The 16,315-nt window shown below is 72.6% G+C and carries 17 protein-coding genes and 1 tRNA gene; 14 read left to right on the forward strand and 4 right to left on the reverse strand.

Annotated elements, in window-relative coordinates:
- Nucleotides 1–62 precede the first annotated feature (62 nt).
- Together FHU33_RS11685 and FHU33_RS11690 are read left to right on the forward strand one after the other, a co-directional pair.
- Entirely contained in the window at nt 63–380 is a 318-nt protein-coding gene (locus tag FHU33_RS11685; protein ID WP_211355095.1) for a hypothetical protein, read from the forward strand.
- Complete coding sequence (locus FHU33_RS11690; protein ID WP_142025517.1) at nt 364–630, forward strand: hypothetical protein; 267 nt, start codon at nt 364–366, stop codon at nt 628–630. Before FHU33_RS11685 ends, FHU33_RS11690 begins: the two co-directional genes overlap by 17 nt.
- Nucleotides 631–673: 43 nt before the next feature.
- Here FHU33_RS11690 and FHU33_RS11695 read toward each other — a convergent pair.
- Nucleotides 674–761 (reverse strand) — tRNA-Leu (locus tag FHU33_RS11695).
- A gap of 55 nt (nt 762–816) precedes the next feature.
- The gene (locus FHU33_RS24980; protein WP_170182426.1) at nt 817–978 is read right to left on the reverse strand and encodes a hypothetical protein; all 162 of its coding nucleotides are present in this window, start codon (nt 976–978) and stop codon (nt 817–819) included.
- A 273-nt stretch (nt 979–1,251) separates the two neighbouring features.
- On the opposite strand from FHU33_RS24980, the gene FHU33_RS11700 reads away from it, so the two are divergent.
- The 4 genes from FHU33_RS11700 to FHU33_RS11715 all read left to right on the forward strand — a co-directional run bounded on the left by FHU33_RS11700 (nt 1,252) and on the right by FHU33_RS11715 (nt 6,475).
- Nucleotides 1,252–2,571, forward strand: coding sequence for a M20/M25/M40 family metallo-hydrolase (locus FHU33_RS11700; RefSeq protein WP_142025518.1), 1,320 nt, complete (start codon nt 1,252–1,254; stop codon nt 2,569–2,571).
- 19 nt (nt 2,572–2,590) lie between these two features.
- Nucleotides 2,591–3,391, forward strand: a complete 801-nt coding sequence (locus tag FHU33_RS11705) for an SDR family oxidoreductase (RefSeq protein ID WP_142025519.1) — start codon at nt 2,591–2,593, stop codon at nt 3,389–3,391.
- A 175-nt stretch (nt 3,392–3,566) separates the two neighbouring features.
- On the forward strand, nt 3,567–4,478 hold the full coding sequence (locus tag FHU33_RS11710) for an NADPH:quinone oxidoreductase family protein (RefSeq protein WP_246063528.1): 912 nt from the start codon (nt 3,567–3,569) through the stop codon (nt 4,476–4,478).
- Nucleotides 4,479–4,792: 314 nt separating this feature from the next.
- Complete coding sequence (locus FHU33_RS11715) at nt 4,793–6,475, forward strand: sensor histidine kinase (protein ID WP_142025521.1); 1,683 nt, start codon at nt 4,793–4,795, stop codon at nt 6,473–6,475.
- A 36-nt stretch (nt 6,476–6,511) separates the two neighbouring features.
- Here FHU33_RS11715 and FHU33_RS11720 read toward each other — a convergent pair whose 3' ends face one another.
- Nucleotides 6,512–6,958 (reverse strand): response regulator, encoded by a 447-nt coding sequence (locus tag FHU33_RS11720; protein WP_170182427.1) that lies wholly within the window; start codon nt 6,956–6,958, stop codon nt 6,512–6,514.
- 167 nt (nt 6,959–7,125) lie between these two features.
- Here FHU33_RS11720 and FHU33_RS11725 point away from each other — a divergent pair, with 167 nt between their 5' ends.
- Entirely contained in the window at nt 7,126–7,797 is a 672-nt protein-coding gene (locus FHU33_RS11725) for a response regulator (RefSeq protein WP_246063906.1), read from the forward strand.
- Between the two features lie 188 nt (nt 7,798–7,985).
- On the forward strand, nt 7,986–10,562 hold the full coding sequence (locus FHU33_RS11730; protein WP_170182428.1) for an EAL domain-containing protein: 2,577 nt from the start codon (nt 7,986–7,988) through the stop codon (nt 10,560–10,562).
- 274 nt (nt 10,563–10,836) lie between these two features.
- Here the strand turns inward: FHU33_RS11730 and FHU33_RS11735 are convergent, their stop codons facing one another.
- Complete coding sequence (locus tag FHU33_RS11735) at nt 10,837–11,040, reverse strand: DUF5703 family protein (RefSeq protein WP_142025525.1); 204 nt, start codon at nt 11,038–11,040, stop codon at nt 10,837–10,839.
- Nucleotides 11,041–11,162: 122 nt separating this feature from the next.
- On the opposite strand from FHU33_RS11735, the gene FHU33_RS11740 reads away from it, so the two are divergent.
- The 6 genes from FHU33_RS11740 (at nt 11,163) to FHU33_RS11765 (ending at nt 16,288) form a co-directional block, all read left to right on the forward strand.
- A complete protein-coding gene (locus FHU33_RS11740; protein WP_142025526.1) occupies nt 11,163–11,432 on the forward strand; it encodes a hypothetical protein in 270 nt (89 codons plus the stop codon).
- 79 nt (nt 11,433–11,511) lie between these two features.
- Nucleotides 11,512–11,985, forward strand: coding sequence for a hypothetical protein (locus FHU33_RS11745; protein WP_142025527.1), 474 nt, complete (start codon nt 11,512–11,514; stop codon nt 11,983–11,985).
- Between the two features lie 72 nt (nt 11,986–12,057).
- A complete protein-coding gene (locus FHU33_RS11750) occupies nt 12,058–12,864 on the forward strand; it encodes a DUF2470 domain-containing protein (RefSeq protein ID WP_142025528.1) in 807 nt (268 codons plus the stop codon).
- A 331-nt stretch (nt 12,865–13,195) separates the two neighbouring features.
- Nucleotides 13,196–14,263, forward strand: coding sequence for a quaternary amine ABC transporter ATP-binding protein (locus FHU33_RS11755; protein ID WP_246063530.1), 1,068 nt, complete (start codon nt 13,196–13,198; stop codon nt 14,261–14,263).
- Entirely contained in the window at nt 14,256–15,239 is a 984-nt protein-coding gene (locus FHU33_RS11760) for an ABC transporter permease (RefSeq protein WP_142025530.1), read from the forward strand. The genes FHU33_RS11755 and FHU33_RS11760 overlap by 8 nt, the downstream gene beginning before the upstream one ends.
- A 116-nt stretch (nt 15,240–15,355) precedes the next feature.
- Nucleotides 15,356–16,288: a glycine betaine ABC transporter substrate-binding protein gene (locus FHU33_RS11765; protein ID WP_246063532.1), complete on the forward strand. Its 933-nt coding sequence runs from the start codon at nt 15,356–15,358 to the stop codon at nt 16,286–16,288.
- Nucleotides 16,289–16,315 lie beyond the last annotated feature (27 nt).

Here is a 16,315-nt window from a genome sequence, read left to right on the forward strand (position 1 = left end):
CCTTGAGCAGGTTCTCCCTGTCGATAGAGGCACGCCGTAAATCGTTGTCTTACACTGTCGCCGTGGGGCTGCACTGGGCGGACGAAGACGCCGCCTACATCCAGTCCCGCTCGAGTCGGTACGCGGGTGCGTTCGACATCGAGCCGGCCTGGACGGTGGAGGTGATGGCCGATGCGCGGCTCGTCGAACTCTCGCCGTACCCGACGTCTCGGGTTGGCGCCACCGGCTTCATCGGATACTCGCCGTCCGCCGGCAAGGTCCTCGTTGTCATCGCCTACCGCGATCTCGACGGCGATCTCCACGGCATGAACGCCTGGCCGGCCAGCGGCCGCGATCTCGCGATGTACCTACAGGAGGTTGGCGATGGCGAAGAAGCTTGATCCTCGCGAGGCTAGCGCCGCACGCGAGGACGCCCGGCGACTGGAAGCGGGGGCCGACACCGGCGAGCCGTACCCGGACGGCACGGTCATTAGCCGCCCGAACCAGGCGAGTCGGATGTTCAATGTTCGCCTCTCGGAGGAACAGTTCGCAGCAATCCAAGAGATCGCCGAGAGCCAGCACCTACCGATGTCCACGATGGCCCGAGCGTGGCTCCTGGACCGACTCGACAAGGAACGCCACGCGTCCTGACGAGCGCCGCTCGCCAGTTGGGGAGACGCCGGTGTGCATCAGCTGGTGTCCGAGGGGGGACTTGAACCCCCACGCCCGATAAAGGGCACTAGCACCTCAAGCTAGCGCGTCTGCCATTCCGCCACCCGGACGAGTGCCTGACCAGACTACCGGACCGGATGCGTCCTTCCGACACCCCCCGGCCGGTCACCCGGGGGCGACGGAGACCCGGCCGCGGCCTGGCACCGACGGGTTGGTCAGGACGTTCAGCCCGCAGGTGAGGAGCACCGCGCGGGCGGCGATCAACGTCCAGGCGTCCCTGCGGTCCAGGACCTGCGGGGCCGGCACGGCGACCCCGCAGGTGGCCACGAAAGCACAGCGGCCGCCGACTCGGCGGCGACGTGGCCCCTGGCGCTGGAGGGCAGCCGGCGGCGACCACAGGGATCAGGGTGCGGCTGCGGGCAAGCCGTCTCCGGCTCGCGCCCGCATGGTCATCCCCGTCATCTTGAAGGCGTCGGTGCCGCCGGAGCCCTGAGCGGCGGCCCTCTCGCGCGCTGACGCGTACGACCCCGTAGGGCCGAAACCTCCGGCCGGAGGACGTCCGCGAGAGACGACCGCATCCCGGCGTCCTACGCTCGACCGATGGACAGCAACGCTCCGGTCAGGGCAGAGGACGAGGTCGCCGAGCTGCTGTCCGACCTCATTCGGATCGACACCACCAACACCGGCGACACGAGCACGAGCGCGGGGGAGCGGGCTGCCGCGGAGTGGGTGGCGTGCAAGCTGGCCGACGTCGGCATCGAGTCCGAGATCCACGAGTCCGAGCGCGGCCGGGCCAGCCTGGTCGCCCGCATCCCGGGCGCCGACCGCAGCCGACCAGCGCTCCTGGTGCACGGTCACCTCGACGTCGTCCCCGCGGACCCGTCGGAGTGGAGCGTCCACCCCTTCTCCGGCGAGGAGCGCGACGGCTACATCTGGGGCCGGGGCGCGGTCGACATGAAGGACATGGACGCCATGGTCCTGGCGCTGGTCCGCGACTGGGCCCGCACGGGCGTCCAGCCCCCGCGCGACATCGTCCTGGCCTTCCTCGCCGACGAGGAGGCCGGCGGGAAGCTCGGCGCGCGGTGGATGGTCGACGAGCACGCCGACCTGTTCGAGGGCTGCACCGAGGCGATCAGCGAGGTCGGCGGCTTCAGCATCACCGTGCGCGACGACCTGCGTCTCTACCTCGTGCAGACCGCCGAGAAGGGGCTGGCCTGGATGCGGCTGACCGCCTCCGGCAAGCCGGGCCACGGGTCTTTCGTGCACGACGACAACGCCGTCACGCGGCTCTGCCAGGCCGTCGCCCGTCTCGGCTCCGCCCGCCTGCCCACCGTCCTGACCCCGCCGATGCGCCAGTTCCTCGCCGCGGTCGAGGACGCCTACGGCGTCGAGATCGACCCCGACCAGCCCGAGGAGGCGCTGGCCCGCCTGGGGAGCATCAGCCGGATGATCGGCGCGGCCCTGCGCAACACCGCGAATCCGACCATGGTCGATGCCGGGTACAAGGCCAACGTCATCCCCGGGACGGCGTCGGCGACCGTCGACGGCCGCTTCCTCTACGGCCAGCACGAGGAGTTCGAGCGCCAGCTCGCCGGTCTCATCGGCGAGGGGATCCGGCGCGAGTGGATCGTCCACGACCAGGCGGTGGAGACGACGTTCGACGGCCCGCTGGTCGACCAGATGGTCGCCGCGCTGAAGGCCGAGGACGACGGCGCGCGACCGGTCCCCTTCACGATGAGCGGCGGCACCGACGCCAAGAGCTTCCAGACCCTGGGCATGCGCTGCTTCGGCTTTTCCCCGTTGCGGCTGCCGGCGGACCTGGACTTCGCCTCGCTGTTCCACGGCATCGACGAGCGGGTGCCGGTCGAGTCGCTGCAGTTCGGCGTCCGCGTCCTGGACCGGTTCCTCCGCAACGTATGAGCCGTGGTGTGATGCCGGGGTGACGACTCCCACACCCGCCCCCGGCTCCGTCGCTCTCATCACCGGAGGGACCGGTGGCTTCGGCCGCGCCCTCGCCACCAAGCTGCGGGCACTCGACGTCACCGTCGTGCTCGCCGACCTCGACAGCGAGCGCAACCGGCAGGTGGCCGCCGACCTCGACGCGCACTTCGTCGTCCTCGACGTCACCGACCGGGCGGCCAACGCCGCCGTCGTGGCGCAGGTCGAGGCCGACCACGGCCGGCTGGACGCCGCATTCCTCAACGCCGGCATCGCCGGCAAGTCCCGCGAGGCGCTCGACGTCGACGAGTTCCTCCGCGTCGTCGACATCGACCTCTTCGGCGTCGTCTACGGCACCGAGGCGGCGCTCCCGGCGCTGCGTCGCGCGGGTGGCGGCTCGATCGTCGTGACGGCGTCACTGGCGGGCCTCTCGCCCATGGCCACCGATCCCGGCTACAGCGTCGCGAAGGGTGGCGCGGTGGCGTTCGTCCGCTCGATGGCGCCTCGGCTGGTCGGCGAGGACATCGTGGTCACCGCGATCTGCCCGGGCTTCGCCGACACCGCGATCATCGACCCGATCCGCGAGGAGTTCGAGAGGGCCGGCTTCCCGGTGCTCACCGCCGAGGAGGTCGCCGACGCGATGATCGCCGCCTGGACCCAGGGGGAGCCGGGAGCGGCCTACATCATCCAGCCGGGCATCGGCGCCGTCCCGTACAAGTTCAAGGGCGTGCCGTCGGCGAAGACCGAGAGCGGCGAGACCGCCGTCGTCCCCGAGGCGCTGCGCCCGCCCGGCATGCGCTGACCCGTCCTCCCTCACCGCTCGGGGTCCTCCCGCACCGTCGACCGCGAGGTAGGACCCTCGGTGATCAGGTCTCCTGATCACCAGAGGGCCCGGTGACGGCGGTCACGAGGCGTCTGGCAATGTCGGACCCATGCGTGCATGGCGGGTACACGAACTGGGTGATCCCTCGAAGGTCATGAGCCTCGACGAGGTCGAGCGGCCCACCCCGGGCGAGGGCCAGGTGCTGGTCAAGGTGCGGGCCGCCGCCCTGAACTTCCCCGACGTCCTCATGGCGATGGGCATGTACCAGGAGAAGCCACCGCTGCCCTACACCCCGGGTGTCGAGCTGTGCGGCGAGATCGTCGAGACCGGCCAGCGGGTCATCGGCTCGCCCTCGGGCGGTCCGGGTGCCTTCGCCGAGTACGCGCTGATGGACGCGAACAACGCCTGGCCCGTCCCCGACTCGATGACCGACGAGAAGGCCGCGTCGCTGTACCTGACCTACCAGACCGGCTACGTCGGTCTGCACCGCCGCGCGAACATCCAGGCCGGCGACTGGCTGCTCGTGCACGCCGGCGCCGGGGGAGTGGGGACGGCGGCCATCCAGCTCGGCAAGGCCGCCGGTGCGAAGGTCATCGCCACCGCCGGCGGGGCTCGCAAGACCGAGGTCTGCACCCAGCTCGGCGCCGACCACGTCATCGACTACACGACCGAGGACTTCGTCCCGATCGTCAAGGAGATCACCGGCGGGCACGGGGCCGACATCGTCTACGACCCGGTCGGCGGCGACGTCTTCGACAAGAGCACGAAGTGCATCGCGTTCGAGGGGCGGCTCGTCGTCGTCGGGTTCACCAGCGGCCGGATGCCCGAGGCGAGGGCGAACCACCTGCTGGTCAAGAACTACAGCGTGGTGGGCCTGCACTGGGGGCTGTACCGCAAGCACGAGCCCTCGATCTTCGGGACGGTGCACGACGAGCTCGTGAAGCTGGTCGGGTCCGGCGCCGTCGACCCGCTGGTCGGCGCGGTTCATCCGCTCGAGGAGGCGCCCCAGGCGCTGATGAAGCTGGCCTCCCGCGACACGGTGGGCAAGGTCGTCCTCGTCCCGTAGGAGGCGGCTGCTGCGCGTCCCCGCGGCCGAAGGTGCGCGAGCCGGCGGCGGCCGTCGACCGCCCGGGACCGTGGGGGTCTCCCGACAGCGGACTGCCGGCGGAATGGCGGACGGAGGTAGCCGCAGCGACGTCGGGCGGGGGCAACCGAGCGGAAGCGCGAGCCTGCGCCGTCATCAGGCGTCGCTGCGGCCGCCGCCGCCCCTCCGTCACGGACACTCTCCACGGGTACGGCATGTGGGAGCCTTGGTCCGGAGCGGTCGGCGACGCCGCCCTGGCCTCGTGGGAACCGACCAGCGGCAGATGCGGAGGCGATGTGCCGCACGCAACCCGCCTGCTCCTGCGGGCCAGCACCTGGCTCATGCTGATCCTGGGATCGCTCTACGCGGTCACACTCCTGCCCGGTGTCCGTCAGGCTCCGGGTTACCAGGCGGCCATCGACTGGTGGCTCAACACGATCGTCGACGGCCTGGTCATCGTCGTGCTCGGGCTGCGCACCGTGATCGACCGCCGGGACCGGGCCGCCTGGCTGTTCATGACCGCCGGCCTCGTGGCGGCCATGGCCGCGAGCACCTCATACTTCGCGTACTACCAGCATCTCGAGCCCATCCCCAGCCCGTCCCTGGCCGACGCGGGTTGGCTCCTCTTCTACGCCCTGCTCGCCGTCGGCCTGGTCCTGCGACTACGCGCGCGAGCGCACCGCATGCCCGTCAGCCTCTCCCTCGACGGCCTGATCGCCGGCCTGACCGCGGCGGCGCTGGCGGAGACGTACGTGGACGGGGCGAGCGTGCCGTTCGGTGACGACGGTGCGACGCCCCTGACCGCCGCGTACCCGATCGCCGACCTGCTGCTCCTGTCCCTGGCGGTCGCCGCGCTCGCCATGCTCGGACGCAGCGCCGGCGCGTCCTGGTGGTTGCTGTGTGCGTCGTTCGTGACCTTCTTCGTCACCGACGCGATCTACGCGGAGCTCGTCGAGCGGGGGGCCTACATCGGCGGTGAGCCGATCGACCTGGGCTGGCTCGTGGCCCGCCTCCTGCTCGCCGGGGCGGCGCTGGCCTCGTTGCGCCGGGTGGAGTCGCGGCGCGTGGACCTCGAGGGGGTGAGCGTCCTGGCCCTGCCCGGCGTCTGCGGCCTCGCTGTGCTCGGTCTCCTGACCCACGGCAGCCGCGGAGCAGAGGTCAGCTGGTTGGCCACGCTCGTGGCGGTCGCCGCTGGGGTGCTCATGATCGGGCGGACGACACTGACGTTCCGGGAGCTCCGGGCCCTCACCACGGCCCGCCAGCGGGCACTGAGCGAACGCCTCGTCGAGGCCCAGGACGACGAGCGCGCCCGTATCGCCGCCGACGTCCACGACGACTCCATCCAGGCGCTGGCGGCCGTGGACCTGCGCCTGGGTGCCCTCCGGAACCGTCTGCGCCACCGCGCCCCGGACGAGGCCGACGGCGTCGAGACGGCGATGGACGCCGTGCACGGCGCGGGGATACGGCTACGGCACCTGCTGTTCGAACTGGAGACACCGGTCCTCGACGCGCCGCTGCACGACGGCCTGCACGAGGCGGCCGCGCAGATCTTCGAGGACTCCGACATCGCGTGGTCCGTGGAGGAACGGGGTCAGGCCACGCTTCCCCAGCAGGTCCGGGTCTCGGCGTACCGGATCGCCCGCGAGGCGTTGGTGAACGCCCGGAAGCACGCGGAGGCACGCCACGTCACCGTCACGGTCGACGCCACCCACGCCGGCGCGGAGGTGTGGGTCATCGACGATGGCATCGGGGCGGACCGGACCGCCGCGACGCGCTCGGGGCGCCGCCACTCGGGGGTGGTGGGGATGCGCGACCGCGCGATGGCGTCGGGCGGCTGGTGGCGGTCCGGGCCGGGCCCCCGTGGGATGGGTACCGCCGTGTCGTTCTTCCTGCCGGCGCCCGGTGCGGACGTGTCCCTCGCGCACCCCGTCGGGAACGGGCGTGCGCCGGTGGGGACGCGCGACGTCGACGGCGCGTGAGGTGAGCGCGCGCGGCAGCTCCGCCCGGCACGGTCCCTAGGGGTGGCGGTAGAGCATGCGGCGGACCACGTCGGGCGCGCCGGGCACGCCGACCACGAGATGGCCCTGCATGCACCTGCGCAGTACCGCCGGCAGGTCGCCGGCGCCCGTCCCCTTGAGCAGGTACGCCGATCCGCCCGCTGCCAGGACGCGGATCCAGCTGGCCGAGTCCGCCTGAGCGGAGAACACCGCCACGATCGGCCGGTGGGGAAGGGCGACCAGCCGTCGCACGAGGTCCGGGCCCCCTCCGGGCATCCGCATGTCGGTCAGGGCGAGTGCCGCCGAGTGCTCGCGAGCGACCCGGACTGCGTCGTCACCGCTGAGGACGTGAGCGATGACCCGGAAATCCGGCTCTTGCTCCAGCAGGCCGGCCACGGCAGCCCCCACCCGCGCGTCGTCATCGGCGACGACGACGGAGATCTCGCCGCTGACCTGCGTGGGCACAGGAGAACGCTGGCGGACGACCCGCCGGTTGTCGTGATGCGTGCGCACTGCCGGTCTAGTGCGCGGGTACCAGGCGGCACGACCGTCCGGTCCTTCCGGCACTCAGTGGTACCGCCACCGGTCGGACCGGTCTCCGGGAGGCGGGCTCGTGTCAGACTCGCGGCGTGATGCGGCCCGAGGCGCCCGACGGGCCCGCCCCCGCCGCGGTCCGGGTCCTGATCGTCGACGACCACCAGATGTTCGCCACCAGCCTCGCGCATGCCCTGCAGTCGCAACCCGATGTGCTCGTCGTGGGGCAGGCGACCTCCATCAGCGAAGCGCAGAGGTTGGTGGCTTCCGCCGCCCCGGACGTCGTCCTCCTCGACCACCGGCTGCCCGACGGTGACGGGGTGAGCGCGATCGCAGGCCTGCACCACATCCGGCCGTCCGCGCAGATCGTGGTGCTGACCGCCGCCACTTCCGAACGGGTCCTGGTCTCCGCGATGGAGGCCGGTGCCGCCGGATTCATCGCCAAGACCCAGCGGCTGGACGACGTGATCGACGGCGTGCGCGCGGCCGCGCAGGGCGAATCGGTGGTGAGCGCGAAGCTGCTCACCCGCCTCCTGCCGCGGCTGCACCGGCAGACCGGCGGTGGCCGCACCGAGCTGACCGAGCGGGAACGCGAGATCCTCGACCTGCTGGCACGGGGGCTGTCCAACGCCGACATCGCCCAGGAACTCACGATCAGCGTGCACACCGTCCGGAACCACGTCGCCAACCTCTCGGCCAAGCTCGGGGCGCACTCGAAGCTCGAGGTCCTGGCGATCGCCGTCCGCGAGGGGCTCGTCGAGGGCGGCTGATCGCCGGGACGACGGACTCCAGCCACCTGGGGCCGGCACTCGCAGCGGGGGCCGGGCCGGTGCTGGTGCATGCGCACTAGGCGGTTGGCACAGGCGCATCTGGTGGCAGCTCCACCGCCAGAAGAGGCTGGAGCCATCCGGTGCGCAGCAGCGCACCGGATCGCCACGAGAAGCACAGGAGCGGACAGGTGGCCACGGCACACCACGACGGCTCACCGGGTGACGACGAGGCGTCGGTCAGGACCCGCGACGAGGTCGACCACGCGCCGCCCGCTCCGGCGACGGGGGACTGGGCGCCGGTGCCCGGCGTCCGGTGGGACGGGCCAGCGACCGTGCTGCTGTCGTGCTCGCTGTCGGGCACGGTGCTGGCCGCCGGCGCCGCGTTCGCCGCGCTGTCCGGCCACCCCTGCTCCGAGGTCCTCGGTGCACCGATGCGCACGCTCCTCCAGCCCTGGTCCCACGCGCAGCTCCAGCACGTCCTGCGTGCCGCCCGGAACGGCAGCGCGTCCGGGACCACCCCGCTCCGGATCCGGCACGCCGACGGCTCCGGCCTCGAGGTGGACACGTCCTGGTCGGTGCTGACGGGCGCCGACGCGAACGCGACCCAGGTGGTCTTCGTCTGCTCCGTCGTCCCGGAGGGCGCGGTGCGCGAGGACGTGTCCGCGTGGGAGAGGGACCGCGCCGTGCGTGCGTCGGAGGCACGGTTCCGCGCCATCGCCGAGGCGTCCGCCGAGGGGATCTGGGTCGTGAGCACCGCGGCGGAGACGCTGTACGCGAACACCCGCGTGGCGGCCATCCTCGGGGTGCCGGCGGAGCAGACCGGCGACCTGCTGGCAGTCCTCGACCCGTGGGCTGCAGCGGTCGTGTCGGACCGGCCCGGGAACGGCTCCGAGCGCGGGGCCGAGCGGTCCGAGATCGCCTATCCCCACCCCGACGGCTGCGAGCGGCGGCTGCTGGTCTCCGCGACCCCGCTGCACGCGGGCGACGGGACGCCCGAGGGCTCGCTGGTGATGATCTCCGACATCACCGACGTCCGTCGGGCCGAGCAGGAGCTGCGGACGGTCGCGCTGGAGGACACCCTGACGCAGCTGCCCAACCGCACACTGCTCTTCGACCGGCTGACGCACGCCTTGACGACGGCCGGGCACTCGACCGCGGTGCTGCTCGTCGACCTCGATCACTTCCGGATGCTCAACGACTCCCGGGGTCACGACGTCGGCGACCAGTTGCTGGTCGGTGTCGGTGCTCGCCTCCGAGCAGCCGCGCTGGGCAACGCGACCGTCGCCCGATTCGGCGGGGACGAGTTCGTGATCGTCTGCGAGGACGCCGACGAGGACCAAGGGCAGGCGGTGGCCCGCGGTCTCGTCGAGGCCCTCGCCGAGCCCTTCCTCATCGGCGGAGCCGCCGTGCACGTGGCGGCATCCATCGGCGTCACCGCCGCGCAGGCCGGGTCGTCCTGCTCGGCAGCGGACCTCGTGCGTCAGGCCGACACCGCCGTACACGCCGCGAAGGGCGCCGGCCGCGCGCGGGTGCACGTCTTCGAGCAGACGCTGGGTGAGGACGTGGAGCACCGGTACGCACTGTCGGCCGACCTGCGCGCGGCGCTGGCCGCCGAGGTCCTCCACCTGGAGTACCAGCCGATCGTGGACCTGCGCACGGGAGCCGTCGTGGGCATGGAGGCCCTGGCCCGCTGGACCCATCCCGAGCGCGGCCCGGTGCCCCCCGGCAGCTTCGTCACCGTCGCGGAGATCACCGGTCTGGCACCCGAGCTCGATCGGTGGGTGCTCCGCCGGGCGGTGTTCGAGATGGCCGCTCTCCGCGAGGCCGGCGCGGTGCCCCCCGACGCCTACGTCGCGGTGAATCTGTCCGCCGCCAGCCTGACCGACGCCTTCGACTTCGGCGACCTGCTGAGCTGGACGAGATCGTCGGGCCTGCCGCCTACGCAGGTGGTCCTCGAGATCACCGAGACGGCGATCATGCAGAACGCCGACGCCGCCGTGGCCCTGCTGCGGCGCCTCCGCGAACAGGGCTTCCGGGTGGCCATGGACGACTTCGGCACGGGCTACAGCTCGTTGGCATACCTGCGGGATCTGCCGATCTCGGCGCTGAAGATCGACCGCAGCTTCGTCGCCGGCATCACGGAGCGGCGGGACGCCCTGGCCATCGTCGCGTCGATCGTCGAGCTGGCCCGGGCGGTGGGAGTCGCCGTGGTCGCGGAGGGCGTCGAGACCCCGCAGCAGAACGCCCTCCTCCGCCGGCTCGGCGTCGTCACCGCGCAGGGTTGGCTCTGGAGCACGGCCGTGCCGGCGTCCGCCCTGTCGAGCGGCCGGGAGTGGCTGAACCCGATCGCGACGGTGACCGCGCCCACCTCACACGCCTGGACGCCGAGCCGCCCCAGCAGGGACGCCGGTGTGGGCGGTGCCCTTCGGCGACTGCTCGAGCTGCATCAGTACGGTGCCCCGCTCGCCCGGATCGCGGCCGCTCTGAACGCGGAGGGCTACCCCACACCAGCGGGCCAGCGGTGGGAGCCGAGCAGCGTCGCGCGGGTCATCGCGCACCAGATCCGCCGCTACGCCGGCCCGCCCGACACCGGGTCGACCGTCAGGCGATCGTCCGGACGAGTCGAAGGCTCCCATTCCGCGGGACGAGCGGCGACCGCGCTGGACATGTCCGTCGTCCGGCCGTCCCACGACACCGCCGTCGACGGTGCGCTACGCCTGCGATCGCTCGGACAGGGCGTCGAGGAGCCCGGGAGGCCCGGCTGAGCCGGCCGGTCGGAGTTGTCCGCGGACCGAGCCGAACACCTGTCGTTCGGTCCGCGAGACGCCGGAGTCGGTGCCGCCCGTCGGGCGGCACCGACTTCGATGTGCGCCACCGGAGTGGTGGACCGGCTCGGCGCGCGGTCTCCGCGCTCCCGCGGCGCCCCGTGTCTCCCAGAGGATGGGGAGGCGGTGAACGCGGTGGAAGGCGTCGGCCGACGACCGCTCGCCGCATGCGCCCTCATCACGCCGGCGGGGCGTCCGAGATGGGACCCGGCGTCTAGATGACCGGCAGCGGCAGGTAGGAGAGCCGGACGCGACGTCGCAGGATCGCCTTGCGGGTGCCGTCGGGGTGCAACTGCAGCCTCGCCAGCTCCCAACCGCCGGTGTCCGCCTGCAGGCTCAGCATGGTCGCCGCTGCGGACCGGGATGTGCCCGGCGGGATCCGCAGCGGCGCGTACTGATAGTCCGCGGCCGCCTCCATCACCCGCGATTGTGCACGTCCGCCGCCGATCGGTCACCCGATCGGCCTCCGGTCTGCCGCAGGTCACCGCCTTGGGCAGGATGGGGACCGCGACCCGCCACGGCTCGACGAAGGAGGACGACGTGACCGGACCCGGTACCCCGAGCGAGGTGCCCGACGCCGACCGCGCGGAGCAGGAGGGGCTGCTCGATCCGCCGGCCGTGACCTCGGCCGGCGACGCGAATGCCCCGCGCGAGGGCGTACCCGAGGCCGATGCCCTCGAGCAGCAGCTGTCGGCCCGTCCCGGCGAGGCGGGCAGTCCGTTCCGGCCGGTGGGCGACCGGGAGGCGAACGAGGCCGATGTCCTGGAGCAGAACGCCGACCTGCCGGTGGACGACGACGACGTGAGCTGACGTCCGCGGGTCACGCGACCGGGTGACGGCCCGCGGCTGACCGCGGCGCGGCTCCGTCCGACCCGGCACCGTACGGTCCGTGACCGCTGCCTGGCTGACCATCGCGCTGCTCCTCGTGGGCGCACCGCTCCTGGCCTGGTGGCTGGGCGGCCGGACGTTCTGGGCGCGGCTGCGTCCCGGGCGGGATCCCGATCCGTGGGGGGACGTCGTGCGGCGGCATCGGCTCTCCGCCGGCGAGGCGGCGCGGCTGGGCCGCGAGGTCGCGCGGGGCGTCCGATTCGACGACGAACGTCAGCGGGCGGCGGCGGTCGACCTCGCCGGGCTGCTGCTCGGGCAGGGGCTGTTCCCGGACGGCGCGTCGAGGACCCAGCGGGTGCTGGTCGTCGTGCTGGTCCTGTGGCTCACGGCGGTCCTCGCCCGCGTCGTCTTCCTGCTGGTGTCCGGCAGGCCGCAGGACGTGAACTGGGTCACGGTCCTCATCTGGGCGGGCGCCATTCTCTGGCACCGGACCCGCCGTCGAGGACTGCGGCGCACCATCGCGCTGAACAGCTGAGCCCACCGCAGGCGAAGCTGGCCCGAGCGACCTCACTATGGTTAGGCTGCCCTAACCACTGAGGAGGGCGCCATGTCGACCTGTCCGAGCCGCCCCGCGCCGGAGCCGCATCGTCCCGACCTCGCGGGCCTCTGCCCGGGGCCGGCCGAGCGGGCGCGGACGGTGGCGGCTGGACGCGGTGCGACCGTCTGCGCCGCCGGGGTGGAGAGCAGCCGGGTGCTGGCGCACGCGGTCACCGAGGCGGAGCAGTTCCTCATCGCCGTGCCGGCCGGCGGCGACGTCGTGCGCGCCGTCGGAGCGGCTCCTCGGTCGGACCTCTCGGCCCTGGTCATGGTCAGCGACCACGCGCCCGTACCCCTCCGCCGTCCGGTGCGCGCCCAGCTGTGGCTGTCGGGCTGGCTCACTCCGGTCCGTCCGCGCGACGAGCGGGCCGCCGTCCTCGCGTTCGCCGACACCCGCCCCGACGGTGTGCTGCTGGACGTCGGCCGGTCGGTGGCGCTGCTCCGGCTCGACCTCGCCGAGGTGGTGCTCTCTGCCGGCGGGCGGGCGCTGGACGTGAGCCCGCTGGATTTCCTCGCCGCCCGGCCCGATCCGCTCGCCGCGATCGAGGCCGAGCACCTGGCGCACCTCGACCGCGATCACCCCGAGTTCCTGCGCCTGCTCGCGGAACTGCTGCCGGCCGGGTCGCTGGCCCCCGGCGACGTCGTGCGCCCGCTGGGCATGGACCGGTTCGGCTTCCGCCTGCGCATCGAACGGCCCGGCGGGCACCAGGACATCCGTGTGCCGTTCGCCGGCCCGCTGACCTGCACCGGGGACCTCGGTGCAGCGGTCGGCCGGCTGGCCCGTGCGGCGCGCAACCGGGTGGCCGACCGCGGCTGATCCGCAGATGCGGCGGAGATCACGCCGCACATGTCGATCTCTTTGCGGGTCGATGTCCATCGCTGGTGTTCGGGCTTCGGGGCCGCCGCGCGCTGTTAGCTTCGCCAATCGACGCGGGGTCGGTGCGATCCAGGCAGGAGGCCGGATCGCGCGCCGACGGAGGCGGTTCCTCTCACCCCGCCGTACACCACGCTGCTGCGCTCCCAGGGCGTACGCGGTGGACCGTGCCCAACGGACCAGCAAGGCCGGAACGCGTCAGGGACGCGCCCGCGCCGTCCGGGTGGGGGGTCCGACGAGAGAGGTGAAGGTGCCAGCAGTACAGGTTGATGAAGTGTTCAAGGTCTTCGGTCGACAACCCGAGCAGGCGGTCGCCCGGCTGCGGCAGGGGGCGTCCGCGGCGGAACTGCGCGCGGCGGGGTCCACGGCCGCGGTCATCGACGTCTCCTTCAGCGCCGATCCCGGCGAGATCTTCGTCGTCATGGGCCTGTCCGGTTCCGGCAAGTCGACGCTGATCCGGATGCTCAACGGCCTCCTGGCCCCGACCGCGGGACGGGTGCACATCGGGGACACCGAGCTCACCGCGCTCGACCCGGCCGGCCTGCGCCGGCTCCGGCAGGAGCACATCAGCATGGTCTTCCAGCACTTCGCGCTGCTGCCGCACCGCAGCGTCGCCGAGAACGCGGCGTACGCCCTCGAGGTGCGCGGCGTCGACCGGCGCACCCGCCTGGCTGCCGCTCGGGAGGCCCTCGAGCTGGTCGGTCTGCAGGGCTGGGCGGACCACCGGCCCGACCAGCTCTCCGGCGGCATGCAGCAGCGGGTCGGCCTGGCCCGAGCCCTGGCCGCCGAGACCGACGTGCTGCTCATGGACGAGGCGTTCAGCGCGCTGGATCCGCTGATCCGCCGCGAGATGCAGGACCAGTTGCTCGAGCTCCAGCGGCGCTTCGGCAAGACGATCATCTTCATCACCCACGACCTCAACGAGGCCATGCGGATCGGCGACCGCATCGCGGTCATGCGTGACGGCCGGATCGTGCGCACCGGAACGCCGGGGGAGATCCTGGCCGAGCCGGGCGACGAGTACGTCGCGAGCTTCCTCGCCGACGTCGACCGCGCCCGCGTCTTCACCGCCTCCGACGTCATGACCCCGCTACCGGCCGACGTGGATGCCACGGCGTCGACCGTCTCGGCCCGGGCACCGCTGGCCGACCTGCTGACCACGGCGGCGGGCACCGACCGGCCGCTCGTCGTCGAGGACTCCGGTGGCCGGCGCCTCGGCGTCGTCACCCGCACCGCCCTGCTCGCCGCCCTCGGCGGCGAGACGCCCGACGGCGACCACCGGCCTGCCGCCGCGGCCGGGCCCCGCCAGGGGCCGCAGATCCTGGAGGGCCTTCGTGCGTGAGTTCCTGCTTCTCGCCGCCACCGACGAGGAGGGCGACGGCGGCCTGCCCCGGGTGCCCGTGGGCGACTGGGTCGACGCCGGCTTCGACTGGCTGAAGGAGAACCTGGATCCGGTCTTCGACGCGATCAGCACCGTGACCGAGGGTGCGGTCGAAGGGCTCGTCGACGGGCTGCTGTTCCTGCCCCCGGTGCTCTTCGCCGTCCTGCTCGCGGCCCTGGGGCTGGCGGCGCGCTCGGTCGTCTTCGGGGTCGGCTCGCTGGCCGGACTCCTGCTCGTCCAGAGCATGCAGCTCTGGGAGCCGGCGATGGAGACACTGGCGCTGCTGCTGTTCGCCACGATCATCTCGGTGGTGATCGGCATCCCGCTCGGGATCGCCGCGGCCAAGAACGACCGCGTCAGCGCCGCGGTGCGACCGGTGCTGGACTTCATGCAGACCATGCCGGCCTTCGTCTACCTCGTCCCGGCGGTGATCTTCTTCAGCATCGGAGTGGTCCCCGGCGTCGTCACCACGATCATCTTCTCGCTGCCACCCGGGGTCCGGCTCACCGAGCTCGGCATCCGGCAGGTGGACCGGGAGACCGTCGAGGCCGGCCACGCATTCGGCAGCTCGCGCGGCCAGATCCTGCGGGGCATCGAGCTGCCCCTGGCCCGTCCCACGATCATGGCCGGGATCAACCAGGTGATCATGCTGGGGCTGTCCATGGCGGTCATCGCCGGGCTGATCGGCGCCGGCGGGCTCGGCAGCGTGGTGGTCACCGGCATCTCCCGGCTCGACGTCGGCCTCGGCTTCGAGGGCGGTCTCGCCGTCGTCATCCTGGCCATCTACCTCGACCGGCTCACCGCCTCGTTCGGCGAGCGCGGGCGCTCACGCGGGCTGCGGGCCCTGCTGACCCGTCGACGGGCACCCGTCGAGGCGGTCGCCGACCCCGCCGCCACTCCGGACGCGACTCCCGTCGCGGCCGGATCCAGGACCTGACCGTCCGAACCACCTGACCTGCGCGGCCACCTGCCGTCCTTTTGGACGGCGGCTGCCGCGTGCACGGGCCCGCACGACGCGGGCCGTTCTGCACCACCGAGAGGAGCACCAGTCCGTTGAGCACGCACACGACACGCCGAGGTGTCCGCCTGGCCGCCGGCATGGCGGCCATCGCCCTGACCGCCACCGCCTGCGGAGGCGGCGAGGACGAGAACACCGATGTCTCCGCGAGCGGCGGCGACTCCGCCACCTGCGACTCGGTGACGCTCGGCTTCATCCCCTCCTGGACCGACGGCCTGAGCATGGCCCACCTGTGGCAGGACGTACTCGAGTCCCGCGGCTACGAGGTGGAGTTCGAGGAGATCGCCGACGCCGCGCCGCTGTACGCCGGCCTGGCCGGCGGTGACGTCGACGTCTACCCCTCCGCGTGGTCGGAGGTGACCCACGCCGACTACATGGCCGAGTACGGCGACCAGATCGAGGACCTCGGCGCCTGGTACGAGGGCGCCGTCCTGACCCTCGCCGTCCCCGAGTACACCGACATCGACTCGATCGAGGATCTCGCCGGCAACGCCGACATGTTCGGCGGCCAGATCATCGGCATCGAGCCGGGTGCGGGCCTGACCCGGACGACCAAGGAGAGCGTGATGCCCGGCTACGGGCTGACCGACTCCTACACGCTGGTCGAGTCCTCGACGACGGCGATGCTGGCCGAGCTGCAGGCGGCGATCGACGCCGAGGAGGACATCGTCGTCACCCTGTGGCGGCCGTTCTGGGCCAACAGCCAGTTCCCGGTCAAGGACCTCGAGGACCCGCAGGGCACCCTCGGTGAGCCCGAGGGCCTGCACAACCTGGCCCGCGCCGGCTTCTCCGAGGACTGCGGGGAGGTCGCCGAACTGATGAGCGACTTCACGCTCACCGACGAGCAGTACGGCTCGTTGGAGAACCTCGTCGTCAACGAGTACGGCGAGGGCCAGTACGCCGAGGCCGTCGACGCGTGGTTCGAGGAGAACCCGGACGTCGCCGACACGCTGCGGGGCGAGTCCTGATCGGCTGAACCACACCGGCACGGGCGC

It is taken from the genome of Blastococcus colisei (assembly GCF_006717095.1).
Classification (GTDB): Bacteria; Actinomycetota; Actinomycetes; order Mycobacteriales; family Geodermatophilaceae; genus Blastococcus_B; species Blastococcus_B colisei.